Source organism: Pseudomonas donghuensis, assembly GCF_000259195.1.
Lineage (GTDB): Bacteria > Pseudomonadota > Gammaproteobacteria > Pseudomonadales > Pseudomonadaceae > Aquipseudomonas > Aquipseudomonas donghuensis.
Genome location: NZ_JH650790.1, coordinates 1 through 19,439, shown reverse-complemented (window position 1 = coordinate 19,439; position 19,439 = coordinate 1). Strand labels below are relative to the sequence as shown.

Below are 19,439 nucleotides of genomic sequence, written 5' to 3'. Positions count from 1 at the left end.
GGTGGTGCAGTTCTACACTCAGACCAAGCCCGTCCCCAGCCGCTGGTTCGATGATGACAGCGTCAACGATGGCGTGAACACTACCATCAGCCTGCGCTAAGGAGTTCATCATGCGTATCGCATTCATCGGCCTGGGCAACATGGGCGCGCCCATGGCCCGTAACCTGATCAAGGCCGGGCATCAGCTGAACCTGTTCGACCTGAACAAGACCGTGCTGGCTGAACTTGCCGAGCTCGGCGGACAGATCAGCAGCTCGCCGCGTGACGCCGCGCAGCAGAGCGAGCTGGTGATCACCATGCTGCCAGCTGCTGCCCACGTGCGCGGTGTGTACCTCAACGAAGACGGTGTGCTGGCCGGTGTCAAGGCCGGTACCCCGGTGGTCGACTGCAGCACCATCGACCCGCAGACGGCCCGCGATGTAGCGGCTGCTGCGGCCAAGCAGGGCGTCGACCTGGCCGACGCACCGGTGTCCGGTGGGACTGGCGGCGCCGCAGCCGGCACCCTGACCTTCATGGTTGGCGCCAGCGACGCACTGTTCGCCACCCTGCAGCCGGTGCTGGCGCAGATGGGCCGCAACATCGTCCACTGCGGCGATGTCGGCACCGGGCAAATCGCCAAGATCTGCAACAACCTGCTGCTGGGCATCTCCATGATCGGCGTGTCCGAGGCCATGGCCCTGGGTAACGCGCTGGGGATCGACACCAAGGTACTGGCCGGGATCATCAACAGCTCAACCGGCCGTTGCTGGAGCTCGGACACCTACAACCCGTGGCCAGGCATCATCGAAACGGCCCCGGCATCGCGTGGCTATACCGGTGGCTTCGGTGCCGAGCTGATGCTCAAGGACCTGGGGCTGGCGACAGAAGCCGCACGTCAGGCGCATCAGCCGGTGATTCTCGGCGCGGTGGCCCAGCAGCTGTACCAGGCCATGAGTTTGCGCGGCGAGGGTGGCAAGGATTTCTCGGCGATTGTCGAAGGTTATCGCAAGCCCGAGTAAAAAGAGCATCGCCAGCAAGGCTGGCTCCCACAGATACTGCGCACACCTAACTCTGTGGGAGCTGGCCTTGCCAGCGATGGGCTGCCAAGGCAGCCCCGGCGGTCAGGCAAAAACGAAATACTTGCGTACCGTCTCCACCACTTCCCAGGTGCCTTTCATCCCCGGTTCGATGACGAACACATCACCGGCTTTCAGGTGCACCGGCTGCTCACCTTCCGGGGTGATCACGCAGTAGCCGTCCAGAAAATGGCAATACTCCCACTTCTCGTAATTGACCTGGAACTTGCCCGGCGTGCAGATCCAGGTGCCCATGATCTTGCTGCCATCGGCCGACACATAGGCGTTGAGGTTGACGGTGTGCGGGTCGCCGCCGATGCGTTGCCACTTGGTCGCATCCAGCACGGGGGTAGGGCAGGTCTCGCGCAGCACGGTGATGAAATCGGACATTCCAGGCTCCAGAGGGTTGCTCAAAGGTCTGTCACCATAGGGGCGATTGGCTCTCGGCAGATGTCTGGTCTCGACCTTTGGGTGTCTGGGAGCGCAAACCTGTGCTTATCGGTCGAGGTTGTCGCCAAAGCTGCGGATCACCTCCAGTAGCGCCTTGACCCGCTGCGCTAGCGTGCCGGCCGGGTACACCGCGTGCATTTGCGGGCTGTCGCCGTTGCTGGCGGTCAGCCGGTACTCGGGGCACACCCGCTGCAGGCGCCCGGCCTGTACCTCGGGTTCGGCCAGCCAGTCAGCCAGGCGGGCGATGCCGACACCGGCCAGGGCGGCCTGGAATACGGCCACTCCTGAGCTGAAGCGAAACCTTGGATGCACCCGCAGGCTGACGGCCTGATCGGCGCTGCGAAACTGCCACTCCTTGAGAATCCGTGGCGCGGTATGCAGGATCAATGCGTGTGTTTCCAGCGCCTCGATCGATTCGGGTGCGCCATGCCGTTGCAGGTAAGTGGGGCTGGCATACAGTGAGCGAGAATAACGCCACAGCGGATAACCGATCAGTTCGCTGTCCCGGGCGAAGGCGCCGCGAATCGAGAAGTCCAGTTTGCTTTTACCCGGGTCGATCGGCTCGTCGCTGAAGATCACATCGACGTTCACCTGTGGATAGCGCTCACCATACTGCGCAATCAATCCGGGCAATACCTGCGCCAGCGATTCCGGGGCGGAAAACCGCACCCATCCGGACGCCAGGCCGCTGAGCCCGGCCAGCTCTTCGTCGGCCTCGCGTTGCAGATCGAGCATTTTCTCGGCGTAGGGCAACAAGCGCTCCCCAGCCTCGGTCAGGCTCACGGCGTTGGCCGAGCGATTCAACAGTTTGGCCCCGGCGCTTTGCTCCAGGGCTTGCACGGCACGGGTCACCGCACTGGGCGAGCGCCCCAGGGCACGCGCCGCAGCGACGAAACTGCGCTTGCGGGCAACCATCGCCAAGGCTTCCAGCTCTGCCAGCATATTCAGGGCCATGCACTACCTCGTTGCAGTTTTCGCAATATGGCATTGCAACACAAAAGCCGTACGTTGGTTAACCTTGGCGCGTCCATCCATCATCGTCAGAGCCTGAATCCATGGTCGATCTCGTCATTCTTTGCGTGTTTGCCTTTGCCGCCGGCCTGATCGATGCCGCGGTGGGCGGTGGCGGGCTGATCCAGATCCCGGCGCTGTTCAACGTCCTGCCAGCCTCGCCACCGGCGGCCCTGCTGGGCACCAACAAGGTTGCTTCAGCATGCGGTACGGCGTTTGCCGCACGCTCGTTCGTGCGCAAGGTGGTGATCGACTGGAGCCTGGTGATCCCGGCGGCCTGTGCGGCCTTTGCCATGGCCTTCGTCGGCGCGGCGACGGTGTCGCTGGTGCCGCAATCGCTGATGCGCCCGGCGGTGCTGGTGCTGATCGTACTGATGGCGATCTACACCTTCTGGAAAAAGGACTTCGGCGCCCTGCACAAGCCGATGCGCATCGGCACCCGCGAGAAACTGCTGGCGATCGTCATCGGCGGTGCCATCGGTTTTTATGATGGCCTGTTCGGGCCGGGCACCGGCAGCTTTCTGATCTTCCTGTTCATTCGCTGCTTCGCGTTCGACTTCCTCCATGCGTCGGCGTCGGCAAAGCTGGTGAACATCGCCACCAACGTCGCCGCGCTGATGTTCTTCATCCCCACCGGCAACGTGCTCTACCTGATCGCCATTCCGATGGCCGCCTTCAACATCCTCGGCGCGCTGACCGGTACCTGGCTGGCGGTGCGCAAGGGCGTGCCGTTTGTTCGCGCGCTGTTTCTGGTGTTGCTGCTGATCCTGATCGGCAAGCTGTCCTACGACCTGTTGCTGTAACGGTCACACCCACCAGTAGCGCACGAAGTGGAAGAACACCGGTGCGGCGAAGCACACCGAGTCCATGCGGTCGAGCATGCCGCCGTGGCCTTCGATCATATGGCCCCAGTCCTTCACGCCGCGGTCGCGCTTGATGGCCGACATCACCAGGCCGCCGGCAAAGCCCATGAGGTTGACGGTCAGGGCCATCAGTGCCGCCTGCCAGAAGCTGAACGGGGTGATCCAGCACAAGGTGGCACCGATCAGGGTGGCCAGCGCCACACCACCGACCAGGCCTTCGACGGTCTTTGACGGTGACAGCTTGGGCGCCACCTTGTGCTTGCCGAACAGCTTGCCGCAGACGTACTGCAGCACATCGGAGATCTGCACCACGAGGATCAGCCAGGCGATCAGCAGCAGGTTGCGGCCTTCGTATCCGGGGATCTCCAGGGTCATCAAGGCCGGTACCGAGGACAGGCAGTAGACCGCGATCATCAAGCCCCACTGCACCTTCGAGGCGCGCTCCAAAAAGCGCGTGGTATCGCCGCCGAAGCTGGCCAGGATCGGCAGCAGCAGGAACAGATAGACCGGGATGAAAATGCTGAACAGCCCGTACCAGTCCATGGCAATCAACAGGTACTGCACCGGCAGGGCGACGTAGAAGGCCGCGACCAGTGCCGGGTAGTCGCTGCGCCGGGTCGGCGTCAGCGTCAGGAACTCACGCAGGGCGTAGAACGACACGCAGTAGAACAGCAGGATCACCCCCAGCTTGCCGAACAGGAAGGCCAGGCCGATGACCAGGACCATCACCCACCAGGCGTTGATCCGTGCATTGAGGTTGTCGATGACAGCGTGGGGCGCCGGGCCCGCGCGCCATTTGAGAAGGCGGCCGATCAGGCTGGCGAGCAACAGCAGGCCGCCGATGCCGGCGAACAGCGAAAGGGTGTTGTTGTCCATCTCAGGATTCCTTCGGGGCCAGGGCTAACAGGGCCTGGCGGGCCCGGTCGAGAAACGCGTGCTTGCTTTCGTCCGCTTGCAGGTGCAGCGGCTCGCCAAAGCTCAGGGTGCACAGCAAGGGCAGCGGCAGGGCGCGACCCTTGGGCATGACCCGGTTGAGGTTGGCGATCCACACCGGGATCACCTCGACCTGCGGGTGAGCACTGGCCAGGTGGAACAGTCCGCTCTTGAACGCCAGCAACGGCTCGTCGCTGAGGTTGCGCGTACCTTCGGGGAAGAAAATCAGCGAGTCGCCTTGGGCCAGCGTCTCCTGGATCGGCTGCAAGGGGTTGCTTATGGCATCGCTGTGCTGGCGCTCGATCAGCACGCCATTGAACACCCGCTTGATCAGGAACTGGCGGATGCCCGGCTTTTGCCAGTAATCGGCACCGGCTACCGGCCGCGTGTGCTGGCGCAGCGGCTGGGGCAGCGAGGCCCAGATCAGCACGAAGTCGCCGTGGCTGCTGTGGTTGGCGTAGTACAGCCGTTGCACCGGTTGCGGCGTGCAACCCAGCCACAAGGCGCGGGCGCCAGTGATCAGGCGGGCGACCGAGGTGATGGCAAAGGCGGTGAGGGCAGCAAGCATGGGCAAGGTCCTTATCCGGCAACGTGAAGCAAGGGCAAAAGCAGGATGCTGGCCAACGCCAGCACGGCTTGTACGGCAAAGCACAGCAGTTGTTTGCGCAGCAGGCCCATGGCCGCCAGGCTGCGTGCCTGCCAGTCGCGCTGATCGAGCGGGTTGGCCTTGAGCCCCAGGCTGAACAGCGACTGGTCCAGTACCTGGGTGTGCTGCGTGAGCTGATCGCTGCGGGCGGCCAGGTGCGCAAACAGATCGGCATCCAGCGCTACGCGCAGGGCGAAGAACTTCTGCAGCAAGCCGGCCAACAGCAACAGGCTGCACAGCACAGCGCTGAACCAAGGGGCGGGCGCGTCGATCAGCAGCGCCGCCAGGCCAAAAAGTACCGCCAGCAGGCTGATCCCGTCGGCCAGGCGCTCAACCTGCCGACCGCGCTTGAGTAGGCTGGCGACCAGGGCCAGTTGGGTTTCGCCGCTCACAGGCAAGGCTCCGTTTGCAGGCGTTCAATCACCTGCAGGTGCTGCGGATGCAGGACCACCCCGGGGCGTGCCTGGCTAATGCGTTGCTGCGCTTGCCCGGCATCGGCGCAGCGTCCGCTGAGCACCAGCCAGGCAGCCACGGCGCTGGCGCTGCGTGAGTAACCGAGGGCGCAGCAAACCAGTACCGGGCCCTGGGTGCGCAGCTGTTCGATGGCCGTTGCCGCTTCCCGGCAGCGCTCGGCCGTGGGCACGATCAAGTCGAGGCTGGGCAGGGCGCAGTAGGCCTGGCCCGGGGCGAGCGAGGCCGGCAGTTCGGCGCACAGATCGACAATGGCGGCGAAGTGTGCGGCCTGCCCCTTGCCCGGAATTCGCCCGAGGTACACGCCATCGCACACTTCATCCGCTTGGGGATGACGCCGCGTCCACCCGCGTGAGTTGAGCCAGGCGCCAATCAGGTAGGGCGCCAGCAACCAGCGCGCGGCATACGAGAGCCGGCCATCGGCACCTTTCTGAAAGCCCTCGGCGCCCAGTTGCGCATAGTTGAGCGCCACCAGCAGCAACGCAACCGCCGGCCACATCAACCACAGGGCAGCGCCGCCGAGGTACAGCGCCAGCCCCACCAGCAATGCCGCTCCGGCCCCATAGCGCAGCGCCAGGCGCCAGCGCTGCGGGTCGCGGGCCAGTTGCAGATGGCGCAGCACCGGCCTGCCCTCGACCGGCCACAGCCAGACGCACAGCACGCCCACCAGCGCGCCGCTGGGCAGGTCGATAAAGTGATGTTGCCAGGTGGTCAGCACCGATACGCCGATCAGTGCCATCCAGCCATGCACCAGCAAGCGCGGCAGCCTTGCGTGGATATGCCGGGCAAACATCGCCCAGATGATCACCAGCAAGGCGATGTGCAGCGACGGCGCCTGGTTGAACGGTTTGTCGAAGCCCATCAGCACATCGAACAACCAGCCGAACAGGCCATCCAGCGCTGGCCGTTCGACGGTAAAACGCAGTGGCCAGAGCAGAAAACCGAGGATGCAGATGAGCTGCGCGCTGAGCAGGCGCAGGGCGTGGCGGTCCATCTCCAGGCGGCTCAGCGGCAATAGGAACGACAGGCCGTAGAGCAGGTCGATCGACCAGTACGGGATGATGGTCCAGGGCCACAGCGGGATGTCGCCTTCCCAGGCGAACACCAGGCTGCCGACGTCGTTGCGCCCGGCGGTGTAGGTGTTGGTCAGGCCATAGCTGAGAAAGAACAGCGGGCCGAGCAACAATAGCCAGAGCACCCCGCGCTTGATCAATCCGGGCTCGCGCACAGTGCTCATCAAGCGACCCGCTGGGCCAGGCTGACGCTGAAGATCCCCCACTCATCGATCCGCTGGCAGACCTTGCGAAAGCCTGCCGCCTCCACCAGTTGATCCATCTCCACCTGGCTGCGCCGGCGCATCACCCAGGCCTGGCCTGCGCGGTGGCTGGTCAGGGCGCGGGCGATCATCTCCAGCTGCGGGTGCCAGGGTTGGCCGGTGTACACCAGGTAACCGCCGGGCTCCACCGCCTGGGCCAGGCCGCCAAGGGAGTCGCCAACCATCTGGTTACTGGCGAACAGTTCATACAGGCCGGAAACCACCGCCAGGGTCGGGCGCGGGTCGAGGCTGGCCAGGCTCTGGGCATCGAAGGCATCGCCCTGGACGAAGCGGGCAATCTCGGCCAGGCCTTTTTCGGCGATCAGCGCGCTGCCCTGCTGGACATTGAGCTCGCTGTAGTCGCGCAGCAGGATCGACTCCGGTTTGCGCTCAAGGCCCTGCAACGCTTCAAGGATGTAGCGGCCATGACCGGCGGCGATATCGACGATATCCACCGGCTTGCCCTGTTCGCGCAGGCGCTCGATGGCCAGGCGCAGCAGTTCCTCGACATGCAGCTTGCGCTGGCGGATGCCGCGCCAACCGATGGCGTTGAGGTAGTTCTGGTCGATCATGCGTCCGATCGCGCCCTTGCCGGTGGGCTGGTTGCGGTAGATGTAGTCCAGGGTGCTGCCGGAGTCGAAGCCGGTGTCGAAGCCAAGCTTGACCCCGTCCGACAAGCCTTTGCCAAGGCGCAAGCCGGCGCGGGTGGCGCGCCAGTAGAGGTCCGCTGGCGAGTTGCGTGGCAGCGGCGCGGCCAGGCTTTCGGCCTCGGCGCAGCTGGCGCCCAGTCGGTCGGCATCGAGCAGCGAAGGGCGCTGCGGCGCCTGGCTGAAGCAGTGCTCGATAAAGCGCCGGATCCGCGCCAGGGCATGGCTGCGGTCCCGCTCGCCAAGGGTGTCGTGGAAGAACCCGGGGAGGATGTGTTTCTCTTTATGCACGCTACCCAGGCGCTCGAAGAACTGCTCCTGGGGTTTGCGCTTGACCACGAAGTCTGCGCCGGAAATCAGCACCTGGGTCGGCACCTGGATTGCCTGGGCATCGGCCACCACGCGGTCGGCGGCTTCATACAGGCCAAGCAGCATGGTCACCGAGATCGGCCGGCTGATCAGTGGGTCGCTTTCATACGAAGCGATGCGCTCGGGGTCGTGGCTGAGCAGGCGCGGCTTGACGTAGCTGTTGACGAAGAAGTTGCCGCGCCAGGCGCGCATCAGCTTCAGCCCCGGGCGGGCAAACGGCACGTACAGCTTGACCTTGAAGGCCGGCGAGGCCAGTACCAGGCAACGCACCTTGGGCGCGTAATCGTGGGCCCAGGTGGCGATCAGTACGGCTCCGACGCTTTGCGCCAGCACTGCCATGTCCTCTTCGGCGATGCCGTGCTCGCGGGCGATATGTTCGATGAAGGTCTGCACGTCGCGCACGCTGCAAGCGAAGCTCGGGCTGTCGCCCCGGGCCCCGGGTGACTGGCCGTGGCCACGGGCGTCCCAGGCGAAGATGTCGTGGTCGGGCAGTTGCAGTTCATCGGCCAGATGCGCCATGCGCCCGCCGTGTTCGTGGCCGCGGTGGAACATCACCACGGCGCGGCGCGGCTGGTCGTCAGCGACGTCGGCGGGCCAGTGGCGGTAATGCAGTTCGACGCCGTCGTGGGTAGTGAAATGCAGCGATTGCGCGTTGCGCATGGCAAATATCCTTATCTGGCACAAAGAGCTTCAGCGGGTTTGCGCCAGACCGCGGCTGACCCGGTTGTAGAGGGTATAGAGCGAGAGCAGCAAGATCACCAGCAGCACGCCGTTGATCCAGCTGGCCGGCAACAGCCCGCTGGCAACGCCGGCGCCCAGCACGCCGAAGGCAAAGGCACGGTCGCTCTTGCCCATGGGCCCGTCGTAGCGGCGCTCGGCACCGACCAGCGGGCCCATGACCCCGGCGTATTCACTGATCAGCGCCGCCAGCACGACGATCACCAGCAGCGCCGCCGAGACGCCCGGCAGCAGCGCGAAGGGCAGGTACAGGGCGCTGTCGGCGATCAGGTCGCAGAGTTCGTTGTAGTAGGCGCCGAGCTTGGATTGCTGGCCGAATTCACGGGCGAGCATGCCGTCGATGGCATTGAGGGCCATGCGCAGCAGCATCCACACCGGCACCAGGGCGAACAGCCAGGTGACCTGCGGGAGCCAGGCCAGCAACAGGCCAAGCAAGACGGAAACCACGGCGGCGCTCAGGGTCACCTGGTTAGCGGTGACACCGCGTTGGTACAAGCGCTCGACCGTCGGGCGCAACAGCGCCTGAAAGCGGGGTTTGAGCTGGTAGATCGACGGCACGGTGAAACTCCCTTTACGACTCGGTTGGCGATCAGTGCAGCAGCAACTAGGTCCGCGGGGGCGATTGTCGGTGGATTGCCCCTGCCGGAGCAATAGCGCCGGCACTCAGGCAGTCGAGCAGGGCCCGTGCATGCCCGGGCAGGCTGGCAAAATCCCGGCTGCACAGGCGCAACTGGCGGTTGGCCCACGGCTCGTTCAGCGCCAGGCTGCGCAAGGGCAGCAGCCCCTGCCAACGCTGCACGGCGGCCATCGGCACGATGCCCAGGCCGGCGCCATGGGCGACCATGCGGATCACCCCGTCAAAGCCGTCGGCGCGCACCCGTACCTGCAGGCGCCGGCCCAGGTGCAGGGCTTGCTCTTCAAGGTGCAGGGCGAGGGCACTGTCGGCTTGCAGGCCGACATAGCCGTGGCCGAGGGTGTCGGCAAAGCGCAGGCTGGCGTGGCTGGCCAGCGGATGCCCGGGCGGCATGATCAACATCAGCGGGTCGTCGCGAAACGCCAGGGTCTGCAGGTGCTCGCTGGCCACCGCGCTGGAGATGATGCCGATTTCCGCCATGCCTTGGGTGATCGCCTGGACGATGCGCAGGCTGGGCAGTTCGTGGATATCGAGATCGATGGCCGGGTGCTGTTGGAGAAAGCCTGCGAGCAATTCCGGCAGGTATTCGGTCAGCGCCGCGGTGTTGCACAACAGCCGGACCTGGCCCTGCAGGCCCTGGGCGTACTGCCCGAGGTCGAACTGCAGGCGCTCGACCTGCTGGCCGATCAGCCGAGCATGCTGCAGCAGCGCCTGCCCGGCAGGCGTGGCCTGCACGCCTCGGCGGTTGCGCTCGAGCAGCGGCGTGCCCAACGAACTTTCCATGGCGCGGATGCGCGCGCTGGCGGCCGGCAGCGACAGGTGGCTGCGCTGGGCGCCGGCGGTGATGTTGCCGCACTCCAGGGTGTGCTGGAACAGTCGCAGGTCAATCAGATCGAAATGCATCAGCCTCTACCTGAGCAATAGTCTGGCTGAGTATATGGCAGATTTTCAGCTTCGCAGGCCAGGTGCAGGATAGCGCCATGACTACCTTGTTCGGCTTCTATCAGGATATCGGTCCAGCGCTGACGCTGCTGGTCCTGGCGACCTTCGTGCTGGCCGGCGCGGTCAAGGGCGTGATTGGCCTGGGCCTGCCGACCATAGCCATGGGCCTGCTCGGTATGGCTATGTCCCCGGCGCAGGCAGCGGCCTTGCTGATCGTGCCCTCGACCCTGACCAACCTCTGGCAACTGGCCTTTGGTGGACACTTGCGGGCCCTGCTGAAAAGGCTGTGGCCGATGCTGGCGATGATTTTTGTCGGCACCTTGCTGGGCAGCGCCTGGCTGGGCATCAACAGTGGCGAATGGGCGGCGCGTGCCTTGGGTGGGGCGTTACTGGCGTATGCGTTGTACGGCCTGTTCGGCCGAGCAGTGCGCCTGGCGGCTGCACATGAACCCTGGCTTGGGCCGCTCTGCGGGCTGAGCACCGGGGTGATCACCGCTGCCACCGGGGTGTTTGTGATTCCTGCGGTGCCTTACCTGCAGAGCCTGGGCCTGAGCCGCGACGAAATGGTCCAGGCCCTGGGCCTGTCGTTCAGCGTCTCGACCCTGGCCCTGGCGATCGGCCTGGCGGGCCAGGATGCGCTCGGCGCGCAGGCCCTGGGCGCGTCATTGCTGGTGCTGGCGCCGGCGCTACTGGGCATGCTCGGTGGCCAGTGGCTGCGTCAGCGCATCAGCGCCGAGCTGTTCAAGCGCTGCTTCTTTATCGGCCTTGCCCTGCTCGGCGCGCACCTGTTGCTTAACGGCTAGCCGAAGAGGGGCTGAGCATGTCGATCAACTGGATGTCGAAGTCGCGCTCCAGATAATCCATGCGCTTGTCGAAAAACGCCTGCATGTGCGGCAGGGCCGAATGCACATCCAGCGCCGCCTTGCTGGCCCAGATCTCGTAGAACACGAACAGGCTGGGGTCTTGCTTGTCGCGCAGCATGTGGTACTCGATGCAGCCTGGCTCTTGGCGACTTGGCTCGACGTAGGCGCGAAACAGCGCTTCGAACGCTTCGGACATTTCCGGACGGGTCTTGGCTTTGAGAATGAAACCGTACTGCTCGCTCATGAAGAAGCCTCTGAAAGGAAGGGGTTAAACGATTCTAAGGCAACAATAAGCGTTGGATTCGTGCTTTTTGATCAAATGTATTTTGCCCCGGCGCGGCTGTTTCCCCGCGAGGCCGATCTCTATTCTGCCGCCATCAAATTCACTCGGTCACAGGCTTGCTTGCCCCTGATCGAACACAGATGAGGCACCTATGAAAAAAGTCCTGTTGCTCAACGGTGGTAAAAAGTTCGCCCACTCCGATGGCCGCTTGAACGAAACCCTGCACGAAGCCGCGCTGGTATTCCTTGATCGCGCCGGGTTCGATGTGAAGACCACCTACATCGACGGCGGCTACGACAACGCCGAAGAGGTGCAGAAGTTCCTCTGGGCCGACGTCATCATCTATCAGATGCCTGGCTGGTGGATGGGCGCGCCGTGGACCGTCAAGCAGTACCTGGACGAGGTCTTCACCGCCGGCCACGGCAGCCTCTACGCTAACGATGGTCGCACCCGTTCCGATGCCTCGCAAAAGTACGGCAGCGGTGGCCTGATCCAGGGCAAGCAGTACATGCTGTCGCTGACCTGGAACGCGCCGCAGCAAGCCTTTGATGACCCCAGCGACTTCTTCGAAGGCAAGGGCGTGGACGCGGTGTACTTCCCGTTCCACAAGGCCAACCAGTTCCTCGGCATGAGCGGCCTGCCGACGTATCTTGCCGTGGACGTGATGAAGCGCCCCAACGTCGAAGCCGCCGTGGCCGCCTACGAGCAGCACCTGGCCGAGGTTTTCCAGGCTCAAGCCTGATGAAGCCTTGCGCTGGCCGCGCCAAGCGGCTATCTATCACGGCTGTTGCCAACCCCGGGGTACAGCCGTGAAAGCCAAGTCCGATGAATTGCAGGTGTTCGTCTCGGTAATCGAGTGCGGCTCGATTACCGCGGCTGCCGAGCAGGGCGGGCAAACGCCATCGGCGATCAGCCGGACCCTGTCGCGCCTGGAAGCCAAGCTTGGCACCACCCTGATCAACCGCACCACCCGGCGCATGGACCTGACCGAAGAAGGGCGGTTTTTCTTCGAGCGGGCCAAGTCGATCCTGCAGCAGATGGACGAGCTCGAAGAGCATCTGTCGGTGCACCACCAGACGCCGTCCGGGCGCCTGCGCATCAATGCGGCCTTGCCGTTCATGTTGCACGCCATCGTCCCCTGGGTCGGCGAGTTCCGCGCGCTGTACCCGCAGATCCAGCTGGAACTCAACACCAGCGACCTGATCATCGACCTGATCGAGCAGAGCACCGACGTTGCCATCCGCATCGGCGAACTGGCCGACTCCAGCCTGCATGCCCGCGCGCTCGGTTGCAGCCCGTTGAACGTGCTGGCCAGCCCCGAGTACCTGGCCCGCCACGGCACCCCTGAACGGGTCGAAGACCTGCAAGGGCATGTACTGCTCGGTTTCACCCAGACCGAAACCCTCAACCACTGGCCGTTGCGCCATGCCGAGGGCGACCGCCTGCTGATCCGCCCGGGCCTGTCGGCCTCCAGCGGTGAAACCCTGCGTGAGCTGGCCCTGGCCGGTGAAGGCATCGTCTGCCTGTCGCACTTCATGACCCATGAAGACATCCGCAGCGGGCGCCTGCAGGTGATCCTGGCCGAGCACAACAGCGGCTATCGCCAGCCGATCAATGCGGTGTACTACCGCAATACCCAACTGGTGTTGCGCATTCAGTGCTTCCTCGAATTCATTCAGAACAAGCTGGCGGTCTACGCCTGCTGATCACTCCATACGCGACAGCTTCTGTCTATGCGCGGCGAAATCCCCCACGGTGTTTGATAACTCGTCGGACATCAGCCTTAATGGCTGTTCAACGAAAACAACACTAAGGAAGCTCTCATGCGCGTTGTGATGTTCCGATCCCTGGCCCTGGGCGCCGCGATCCTCGCCAGTAACGCGGCTTACGCGGTGACCCTGGAGGGTGGTGCGGTGGCTGCACCTGATCAATATGGTGCACAGGTCGCCGCCGATATCCTGAAAAAAGGCGGTAACGCGGTGGACGCGGCCGTGGCCACCGCTTTTACCCTGGCGGTCACCTACCCTGAGGCAGGCAACATCGGCGGCGGCGGTTTCATGACCCTCTATGTCGACGGCAAGGCCTACTTCCTCGACTACCGAGAAACCGCGCCGAAGGCCGCCAGCCGTAACATGTACCTGGACGACAAGGGCGAGATCATCGAGAACCTCAGCCTTGTCGGTGCCCGCGCGGCCGGCGTGCCGGGCACGGTGATGGGGCTCTGGGAGGCGCATCAGAAATTCGGCAAGCTGCCGTGGGCCGAGCTACTGACCCCGGCGGTGGGGTACGCCAAGAGCGGCTTCAAGGTTGCGTCCAAACAGTACCAATACCGCGAAGATGCCCTGGGCCTGTTCAAGGACAGCACCAACTTCAACGACTATTTCGGCAGCATGAAAGTCGGCGAGACCTTCAAGCAGCCGGAGCTGGCGCAAACCCTGGAGCGCATCGCCGACAAGGGCGTCAGCGAGTTCTACCAAGGCAAGACCGCTGACCTGCTGGTCGCGCAGATGCAGGCCGACAAGGGCCTGATCAGCAAGGACGACCTCAAGGCCTACAAAGCCGTATGGCGCGAGCCGATGAAGATCGACTGGCGCGGCAACACCGTCTATACCGCGCCGCTGCCAAGCTCCGGCGGCATCGCGTTGGCCCAGTTGCTGGGTATCAAGGAAGCGCGCGCCGCCGACTTCAAGGGCGTCGAGCTGAACTCGGCGCGCTACATCCACCTGCTGGCCGAGATCGAAAAACGCGTGTTTGCTGACCGCGCCGACTACCTTGGCGACCCGGCGTTTTCCAAGGTGCCGGTGGAGCAGCTGATTGCCAAGGACTACCTCGCCAAGCGCGCCCAGGAGGTCAACCCGACGGCCATCTCGGACACCGAGAAAGTCCGCCCGGGCCTTGAGCCGCACCAGACCACGCATTTCTCCATCGTCGACAAGGACGGTAACGCGGTCAGCAACACCTACACCCTGAACTGGGACTATGGCAGCGGCGTGGTGGTCAAGGGCGCAGGCTTTTTGCTCAACGACGAAATGGACGACTTCAGCTCCAAGCCGGGCGTGGCCAACGCCTTTGGTGTGGTCGGTGGCGATGCCAACGCGATCGAGCCGGGCAAGCGCATGCTCTCGTCGATGAGCCCGAGCCTGGTGACCCGCGATGGCAATGTCACCCTGGTGCTGGGTACCCCGGGTGGTTCGCGGATCTTTACCTCGATCTTCCAGGTGCTGAACAACCTCTATGACTACAACCTGCCGCTGGAAAAAGCCGTGGCCGCGCAGCGCGTGCATCACCAGTTGCTGCCCAAGGACACGATCTATTTCGATGCCTTCGCACCGCTTAACGGCGAGGTCGCGCAAGCGCTGAAGAAGATGGGCTACACCCTGGAGGATCAGGGTTGGGTGATGGGCGATATCCAGGCCATCCGCGTTAATGGCACGGCGCTGGAAACTGCTTCCGATCCGCGTGGGCGGGGAGTGGGGCAGATCGTTAAATAAGGGGTGAAGCTATCGCTGGCAAGCCAGCTCCCACAGGGGTCGGTGTAAACAGATCCATTGCGGGAGCCGGCCTTGCCGGCGATGGGCTGCAAAGCAGCCCCGGCTTCAGCGGGTCAGACGCGGAAGTGGCTGACCATGGTCTGCAACTGGTTGCCCAGGCGCGCCAGTTCAACACTCGACGCTGCGGTCTCATCGCTGGCAGCCGCCGTCTGCTCGGACACGTCACGTACGTTCAGAATGCTGCGGCTGATCTCCTCGGCCACCGCGCTCTGCTGCTCCGCCGCTGCCGCAATCTGCTGGTTCATCGACTGAATGTTCGACACCGTGCGGGTGATGCTTTCCAGCGAGGCACCGGCCTTGCGGGTCAGCTCGACGCTGCTGTCGGTCAGGTTGCGGCTGCCAAGCATCACATTGGCGACCTGCTGGGTACCGCTCTGCAGGCCGGCCACCAGCTCTTCGATTTCTTCGGTGGACTTCTGCGTGCGCTGGGCCAGGCCACGGACTTCGTCGGCGACCACGGCAAAACCACGCCCGGCTTCACCGGCACGGGCCGCTTCGATGGCGGCGTTGAGTGCCAACAGGTTGGTTTGCTCGGCCACCGACTTGATCACGTCCATGACGCTGCCGATCTTCTGGCTTTCCTGCTGCAGCAGGCCCATGGCTTCGGTAGAACGGTGCACTTCTTCGGCCAGGCGTTCGATCTGGCCGATCGCTTCGGCGACAACCTGATCACCGGCACGGGCCTGGCTATCGGCTTCAGTGGCGGCTTCTGAGGCGTGCTCGGCGTTGCGTGCCACTTCCTGTACGGTGGCGGCCATTTCATGCATGGCGGTCGCTACCTGGTCGGTTTCAACTTTCTGGCTGTTGACCCCGGCGCTGGTTTCTTCGGTAACGGCCGACAGCTCTTCGGCGGCGCTGGCGATCTGCGTGACGCCGTCGCGGATGCCGGTGATCAGGTCACGCAGGGTCGAGCCCATGCGCTGGATGCCTTGTTGCAACACACCCAGTTCGTCGCGGCGGGTGACGCGCAGGTTGTGGGTCAGGTCGCCGGCGGCGATCTTCTCGACCACGGCCAGGGTTTCGCGCAGCGGGCGGGTGATCTGGCGGGTGATGATCACCGCCGCCAGTACGCCAACCAGCAGCGCCAGCAAGGTGGCAGTCAGTTGCAGGGAGCGGGCCTGGGTGCTTTCGCTGTCGCGACGGTCAAGCTGGATCTGGTACAGGGCGTCGCTGGTCTTGACGATGTCGGCACCTTGAACGGTCATTTCCTGACGCGCTACGGCGATATCGGCAGTGGCATCGCGGAACTGGCGCACGGCGTCACGGTAGGCCATGACGGCGGTTTCGAACTGCTTGATGCGCGCGGCTTCGCCTGGCAGCTGGCGGTTCAGGCTGGCAATTTCGGCCAGGGCGGTGTCGAGCTGACGCAAGGCCAGTTGCTCGGTTTCGCTGCTGATGTCAGCGATGTAGCTGCGCACGGCCAGGCGTACCAGCAGCAGTTGCTCCTTGGCCTGGGTGATGGTGCGAAACTGCTCCAGGCGGCTGGCGTCACCCTCGGGCAGCGCCAGCACGTCGCGGTTGATCGTTTCGATCAGCTCGATGGCGCGGGCCGCGGCCTGGTTCATCGAATCGCGTGCGGCCAGGCTGGTCTTGTAACCGGCGCGCATCTTGTTGATCGACACCTGGTATGCGCTGATGGTCTGGCCCAGGTCCTGGAGCAGCTTGATGTTCTCGGGGCTCTTGAAGTTCTTCAGCAGTTTTTGCTGCTGTTCGCTGAAGGCATTGAGCTTGACCTGGACGTTGCCGGCCGCCGCATCGTCGCCGTTGGTCAGCATGTACTGCAGGCGGGTGATGCGCAGGTTGGTCAGGTCGCTGTTGAGCTGGGTGATATCACTCATCCAGTTACTGCGATCGATCAGACTGCCCAGGCTGTTCCAGCCGGTGAGGGCCAGCAGGCCGGTAAGCAACAGCACCAGGCCAAAGCCCAGGCCGAGTTTCAGGTTGACGCTGATGTTGGCAAACCAGCTATTCATGCAATCCCTCCAGGAACGTTGTGCTTCTTGATCCGAATCGGTGGAAGGTTGTTGTTATTGATGGCCAGCCGATGTTCTGAGCAGGGTTTATCGGCGGCTTGCGCCGGAGCTGAAACGCTTTTTCAGCAAAAATGATCAGCGGTAGGTAACAGGGCGTTTCCGCGGCCACCCTGAGGTTTCAGGTGGCCGCGAAACCGTGGTGAGACGGGTCAGAGCGTGCGTGCGCTGAAGGTGTCGCACTGGTTGATATCGCCCTTGGCGAAGCCGGTCTTGAACCAGCGCTGGCGCTGTTGCGAGGTACCGTGGGTGAACGAGTCCGGTACCACCCGGCCTTGGCCCTGCTGCTGCAGACGGTCATCGCCGATGGCGTTGGCGGCGTTCAAGGCTTCTTCGACATCGCCCGGTTCCAGCCAGTTCAGGCGTTTTTGCGCTTGGTAGGCCCAGACCCCGGCCAGGCAGTCGGCCTGCAGTTCCTGACGCACCAGCAAGCCGTTGTCGCCCTCCATGCGTTCGCCGCGCTGGCGTGCGGCCTGGACCTTGGCCGAGACGCCGAGCAGGGTTTGTACGTGATGGCCGACTTCGTGGGCAATCACGTAGGCCTGGGCAAAATCGCCGGCGGCCGAGAAGCGCTGGTCCATTTCGCGAAAGAAGCTCATGTCCAGGTAGACCTTCTGGTCCGCCGGGCAATAGAACGGTCCGACCGCCGAAGAGGCGAAGCCGCAGGCCGAGTTGATCTGGCCGCTGAACAGGATCAGGTTGGGGTCTTGGTACTGGCGGCCGGCCTGGGCGAAGATGGCCTTCCAGGTGTCTTCGGTGTCGCCGAGCACGGAGCGTACGAATTCGGCCTGCTCGTCATTGACCGGTGGCGCCTTGCCCGTGCCGTTGGTGGCCGGCGCGGTCTGCTGCTGCTGGTCCATCTGCCCGGCCAGTTGGCCGAGGATCTGCAGTGGGTCCTGGCCGGTGATCCAGCCAATCCCGACAATCAACAGGATCGCCCCCAGGCTCAGGCCTTTGCCACCGCCGAAGCGCATGCCGCCACCGCCCTCGCCACGGGCATCGACCACATTGTCGCTACGCCTGCCTTTTCGCCATTGCATGAGTGCTCTCCGGAGCTTGGAAATATGAGCACAAAGATTAGATCACCGCACGGGGCTCTGTCAGATTCCTGATTTACACATAACCATTTGGTTATGTATTGCGCTGTTCTTTTCAGTATTCGCCGGGCCCCGCATACCGGAAACTGCAAGCTCGCCTGCCACGCCCAGGCCCTCCAATAATTCCAAACACAGGAGAACGGCATGTCTGCGCAAGACAACAGTCGCTTCGCTATCCGTGACCGTAACTGGCACCCGAAAGCCTTCACCCCGGACTACAAGACGTCCGTCGCCCGTTCGCCGCGCCAGGCCCTGGTGAGCATCCCGCAGTCGATCAGCGAAAGCACCGGCCCGGATTTCTCGCACCTGAAGTTCGGCCCGCACGACCATGACCTGCTGCTCAACTTCAACAACGGCGGCCTGCCGATCGGTGAGCGCATCGTCCTCGCCGGCCGCGTCTGCGACCAGTACGACAAGCCGATTGCGCATACCCTGGTGGAGATCTGGCAAGCCAACGCCGGTGGCCGCTACCGGCACAAGAACGACCGCTACCTGGCGCCGCTGGACCCCAACTTCGGTGGCGTCGGCCGTGCCCTGACCGACCGCGAAGGCTACTACAGCTTCCGCACCATCAAGCCGGGCCCGTACCCCTGGCGCAATGGCCCCAACGACTGGCGCCCGGCGCATATCCATGTGTCGATCAGCGGCCCGTCGATTGCCACGCGCTTGATTACCCAGCTGTATTTCGAAGGCGACCCGTTGATTCCGATGTGCCCGATCGTCAAGTCGATTGCCAACCCTGACGCGGTGCAAAGCCTGATCGCACGCCTGGACATGAGCAATGCCAACCCCATGGATTGCCTGGCCTATCGCTTCGACATCGTGTTGCGCGGGCAGCGCAAGACCCACTTCGAAAACTGCTGAGGAGGCGCTACCAATGCCTATCGAACTGCTGCCGGAAACCCCTTCGCAGACCGCCGGCCCCTACGTACATATCGGCCTGGCCCTGGAGGCTGCCGGCAACCCGACTCGTGACCAGGAGATCTGGAACCGCATGGCGCGTGCTGATGCCCCGGGCGAGCACATCCTGGTGTTCGGCAATGTCTATGACGGCAACGGTCACCTGGTGCGCGACTCGTTCCTGGAGTTCTGGCACGCCGACCACAATGGCGACTACCAGGGCGACTTCGACCTGGAAAAACCGTTCAACAGTTTTGGCCGTACCGCCACGACATTCGATGCCGGTGAGTGGACCTTGCACACCATCAAACCGGGCGTGGCGAAAAACGCCGCAGGCGTGCCAATGGCGCCGCACATCAACGTCAGCCTGTTTGCCCGCGGCATCAATATCCACCTGCAGACCCGCCTGTACTTCGATGACGAGGCCCAAGCCAATGCCCAGTGCCCGGTGCTCAACCTGATCGAGCAGCCACAACGGCGCGAGACCCTGGTGGCGAGCCGCTGTGAAGTGGACGGCAAGCTGGCTTACCGCTTTGATATCCGCATTCAGGGTGAAGGCGAGACGGTGTTCTTCGATTTCTGATGCTTTCTTGGGGCTGCCTTGCAGCCCATCGCTGGCAACGCCAGCTTGTGTCTTGAGG

General features: G+C 63.8%; 21 protein-coding genes and 1 pseudogene. 9 read left to right on the top strand and 13 right to left on the bottom strand.

Going from position 1 to position 19,439, the window contains the following annotated elements:
* The coding region (locus tag UW3_RS30015; RefSeq protein WP_237716777.1) for a methylmalonate-semialdehyde dehydrogenase at positions 1 to 100 on the top strand (100 nt) is incomplete at its 5' end.
* A gap of 10 nt (positions 101 to 110) precedes the next feature.
* The gene (gene mmsB, locus UW3_RS0125715; protein ID WP_010226922.1) at positions 111 to 998 is read left to right on the top strand and encodes a 3-hydroxyisobutyrate dehydrogenase; all 888 of its coding nucleotides are present in this window, start codon (positions 111 to 113) and stop codon (positions 996 to 998) included.
* Positions 999 to 1,100: 102 nt separating this feature from the next.
* Here mmsB and UW3_RS0125710 read toward each other — a convergent pair whose 3' ends face one another.
* Both UW3_RS0125710 and UW3_RS0125705 read right to left on the bottom strand, forming a co-directional pair.
* Positions 1,101 to 1,445: a cupin domain-containing protein gene (locus UW3_RS0125710; protein ID WP_010226921.1), complete on the bottom strand. Its 345-nt coding sequence runs from the start codon at positions 1,443 to 1,445 to the stop codon at positions 1,101 to 1,103.
* 105 nt (positions 1,446 to 1,550) lie between these two features.
* A complete protein-coding gene (locus UW3_RS0125705) occupies positions 1,551 to 2,459 on the bottom strand; it encodes a LysR family transcriptional regulator (RefSeq protein WP_010226920.1) in 909 nt (302 codons plus the stop codon).
* A 101-nt stretch (positions 2,460 to 2,560) separates the two neighbouring features.
* On the opposite strand from UW3_RS0125705, the gene UW3_RS0125700 reads away from it, so the two are divergent.
* Entirely contained in the window at positions 2,561 to 3,319 is a 759-nt protein-coding gene (locus UW3_RS0125700) for a sulfite exporter TauE/SafE family protein (RefSeq protein WP_010226919.1), read from the top strand.
* Between the two features lie 3 nt (positions 3,320 to 3,322).
* On the opposite strand, the gene UW3_RS0125695 is transcribed toward UW3_RS0125700, so the two are convergent.
* The 7 genes from UW3_RS0125695 to UW3_RS0125665 are packed head-to-tail and all read right to left on the bottom strand — an operon-like array spanning position 3,323 to position 10,035.
* Positions 3,323 to 4,255: a phosphatidate cytidylyltransferase gene (locus UW3_RS0125695; protein ID WP_010226917.1), complete on the bottom strand. Its 933-nt coding sequence runs from the start codon at positions 4,253 to 4,255 to the stop codon at positions 3,323 to 3,325.
* 1 nt (position 4,256) lies between these two features.
* A complete protein-coding gene (locus UW3_RS0125690; protein WP_010226915.1) occupies positions 4,257 to 4,880 on the bottom strand; it encodes a lysophospholipid acyltransferase family protein in 624 nt (207 codons plus the stop codon).
* A gap of 11 nt (positions 4,881 to 4,891) precedes the next feature.
* Positions 4,892 to 5,350, bottom strand: a complete 459-nt coding sequence (locus UW3_RS0125685; protein ID WP_010226913.1) for a hypothetical protein — start codon at positions 5,348 to 5,350, stop codon at positions 4,892 to 4,894.
* Entirely contained in the window at positions 5,347 to 6,666 is a 1,320-nt protein-coding gene (locus UW3_RS0125680) for a phosphatase PAP2/dual specificity phosphatase family protein (RefSeq protein WP_010226911.1), read from the bottom strand. Before UW3_RS0125680 ends, UW3_RS0125685 begins: the two co-directional genes overlap by 4 nt.
* Positions 6,666 to 8,420 carry a bifunctional alpha/beta hydrolase/class I SAM-dependent methyltransferase gene (locus tag UW3_RS0125675; protein WP_010226909.1) on the bottom strand — a complete coding sequence of 585 codons (1,755 nt, stop codon included), beginning with the start codon at positions 8,418 to 8,420 and terminating at the stop codon, positions 6,666 to 6,668. The genes UW3_RS0125680 and UW3_RS0125675 overlap by 1 nt, the downstream gene beginning before the upstream one ends.
* A gap of 30 nt (positions 8,421 to 8,450) precedes the next feature.
* Positions 8,451 to 9,056 carry a CDP-alcohol phosphatidyltransferase family protein gene (locus UW3_RS0125670; RefSeq protein WP_010226907.1) on the bottom strand — a complete coding sequence of 202 codons (606 nt, stop codon included), beginning with the start codon at positions 9,054 to 9,056 and terminating at the stop codon, positions 8,451 to 8,453.
* A gap of 46 nt (positions 9,057 to 9,102) precedes the next feature.
* Positions 9,103 to 10,035: a LysR substrate-binding domain-containing protein gene (locus UW3_RS0125665; RefSeq protein WP_010226905.1), complete on the bottom strand. Its 933-nt coding sequence runs from the start codon at positions 10,033 to 10,035 to the stop codon at positions 9,103 to 9,105.
* Between the two features lie 77 nt (positions 10,036 to 10,112).
* Here UW3_RS0125665 and UW3_RS0125660 point away from each other — a divergent pair, with 77 nt between their 5' ends.
* Positions 10,113 to 10,877: a sulfite exporter TauE/SafE family protein gene (locus UW3_RS0125660; protein ID WP_010226904.1), complete on the top strand. Its 765-nt coding sequence runs from the start codon at positions 10,113 to 10,115 to the stop codon at positions 10,875 to 10,877.
* Here UW3_RS0125660 and UW3_RS0125655 read toward each other — a convergent pair.
* A complete protein-coding gene (locus UW3_RS0125655; RefSeq protein ID WP_010226903.1) occupies positions 10,867 to 11,181 on the bottom strand; it encodes a putative quinol monooxygenase in 315 nt (104 codons plus the stop codon). The genes UW3_RS0125660 and UW3_RS0125655 overlap by 11 nt on opposite strands.
* A gap of 190 nt (positions 11,182 to 11,371) precedes the next feature.
* Here UW3_RS0125655 and mdaB point away from each other — a divergent pair, with 190 nt between their 5' ends.
* The 3 genes from mdaB (at position 11,372) to ggt (ending at position 14,711) form a co-directional block, all read left to right on the top strand.
* A complete protein-coding gene (mdaB, locus tag UW3_RS0125650) occupies positions 11,372 to 11,962 on the top strand; it encodes an NADPH:quinone oxidoreductase MdaB (RefSeq protein ID WP_010226902.1) in 591 nt (196 codons plus the stop codon).
* Between the two features lie 67 nt (positions 11,963 to 12,029).
* Positions 12,030 to 12,926: a LysR family transcriptional regulator gene (locus tag UW3_RS0125645; RefSeq protein WP_010226901.1), complete on the top strand. Its 897-nt coding sequence runs from the start codon at positions 12,030 to 12,032 to the stop codon at positions 12,924 to 12,926.
* Between the two features lie 117 nt (positions 12,927 to 13,043).
* A complete protein-coding gene (gene ggt / locus UW3_RS0125640) occupies positions 13,044 to 14,711 on the top strand; it encodes a gamma-glutamyltransferase (protein WP_010226900.1) in 1,668 nt (555 codons plus the stop codon).
* A 113-nt stretch (positions 14,712 to 14,824) separates the two neighbouring features.
* Here the strand turns inward: ggt and UW3_RS30350 are convergent, their stop codons facing one another.
* The 3 genes and pseudogenes from UW3_RS30350 to ypfJ form a co-directional block, all read right to left on the bottom strand.
* Positions 14,825 to 15,538, bottom strand: coding sequence for a methyl-accepting chemotaxis protein (locus UW3_RS30350; RefSeq protein ID WP_414867480.1), 714 nt, complete (start codon positions 15,536 to 15,538; stop codon positions 14,825 to 14,827).
* Between the two features lie 141 nt (positions 15,539 to 15,679).
* A pseudogene (locus UW3_RS30345) lies at positions 15,680 to 16,609 on the bottom strand (methyl-accepting chemotaxis protein); the annotation flags it as partial.
* A 344-nt stretch (positions 16,610 to 16,953) separates the two neighbouring features.
* Positions 16,954 to 17,841, bottom strand: coding sequence for a KPN_02809 family neutral zinc metallopeptidase (gene ypfJ / locus UW3_RS0125630; protein ID WP_010226898.1), 888 nt, complete (start codon positions 17,839 to 17,841; stop codon positions 16,954 to 16,956).
* 201 nt (positions 17,842 to 18,042) lie between these two features.
* Here ypfJ and pcaH point away from each other — a divergent pair, with 201 nt between their 5' ends.
* Together pcaH and pcaG are read left to right on the top strand one after the other, a co-directional pair.
* Complete coding sequence (pcaH, locus tag UW3_RS0125625; protein ID WP_010226896.1) at positions 18,043 to 18,762, top strand: protocatechuate 3,4-dioxygenase subunit beta; 720 nt, start codon at positions 18,043 to 18,045, stop codon at positions 18,760 to 18,762.
* Positions 18,763 to 18,775: 13 nt separating this feature from the next.
* Positions 18,776 to 19,381, top strand: coding sequence for a protocatechuate 3,4-dioxygenase subunit alpha (pcaG, locus tag UW3_RS0125620; protein WP_010226894.1), 606 nt, complete (start codon positions 18,776 to 18,778; stop codon positions 19,379 to 19,381).
* Positions 19,382 to 19,439: the final 58 nt, after the last annotated feature.

Excerpts from the sequence above, each read along its gene's own strand:
- UW3_RS0125695 (WP_010226917.1), bottom strand. The coding sequence starts at position 4,255 with ATGGACAACAACACCCTTTCGCTGTTCGCCGGCATCGGCGGCCTGCTG.
- UW3_RS0125675 (WP_010226909.1), bottom strand. The coding sequence starts at position 8,420 with ATGCGCAACGCGCAATCGCTGCATTTCACTACCCACGACGGCGTCGAA.
- UW3_RS0125680 (WP_010226911.1), bottom strand. The coding sequence starts at position 6,666 with ATGAGCACTGTGCGCGAGCCCGGATTGATCAAGCGCGGGGTGCTCTGG.
- UW3_RS0125665 (WP_010226905.1), bottom strand. The coding sequence starts at position 10,035 with ATGCATTTCGATCTGATTGACCTGCGACTGTTCCAGCACACCCTGGAG.
- pcaG (WP_010226894.1), top strand. The coding sequence starts at position 18,776 with ATGCCTATCGAACTGCTGCCGGAAACCCCTTCGCAGACCGCCGGCCCC.
- UW3_RS30350 (WP_414867480.1), bottom strand. The coding sequence starts at position 15,538 with ATGCATGAAATGGCCGCCACCGTACAGGAAGTGGCACGCAACGCCGAG.
- UW3_RS0125690 (WP_010226915.1), bottom strand. The coding sequence starts at position 4,880 with ATGCTTGCTGCCCTCACCGCCTTTGCCATCACCTCGGTCGCCCGCCTG.
- mdaB (WP_010226902.1), top strand. The coding sequence starts at position 11,372 with ATGAAAAAAGTCCTGTTGCTCAACGGTGGTAAAAAGTTCGCCCACTCC.
- pcaH (WP_010226896.1), top strand. The coding sequence starts at position 18,043 with ATGTCTGCGCAAGACAACAGTCGCTTCGCTATCCGTGACCGTAACTGG.
- UW3_RS0125705 (WP_010226920.1), bottom strand. The coding sequence starts at position 2,459 with ATGGCCCTGAATATGCTGGCAGAGCTGGAAGCCTTGGCGATGGTTGCC.
- UW3_RS0125655 (WP_010226903.1), bottom strand. The coding sequence starts at position 11,181 with ATGAGCGAGCAGTACGGTTTCATTCTCAAAGCCAAGACCCGTCCGGAA.
- UW3_RS0125660 (WP_010226904.1), top strand. The coding sequence starts at position 10,113 with ATGACTACCTTGTTCGGCTTCTATCAGGATATCGGTCCAGCGCTGACG.
- UW3_RS0125700 (WP_010226919.1), top strand. The coding sequence starts at position 2,561 with ATGGTCGATCTCGTCATTCTTTGCGTGTTTGCCTTTGCCGCCGGCCTG.
- UW3_RS0125710 (WP_010226921.1), bottom strand. The coding sequence starts at position 1,445 with ATGTCCGATTTCATCACCGTGCTGCGCGAGACCTGCCCTACCCCCGTG.
- mmsB (WP_010226922.1), top strand. The coding sequence starts at position 111 with ATGCGTATCGCATTCATCGGCCTGGGCAACATGGGCGCGCCCATGGCC.
- ggt (WP_010226900.1), top strand. The coding sequence starts at position 13,044 with ATGCGCGTTGTGATGTTCCGATCCCTGGCCCTGGGCGCCGCGATCCTC.
- ypfJ (WP_010226898.1), bottom strand. The coding sequence starts at position 17,841 with ATGCAATGGCGAAAAGGCAGGCGTAGCGACAATGTGGTCGATGCCCGT.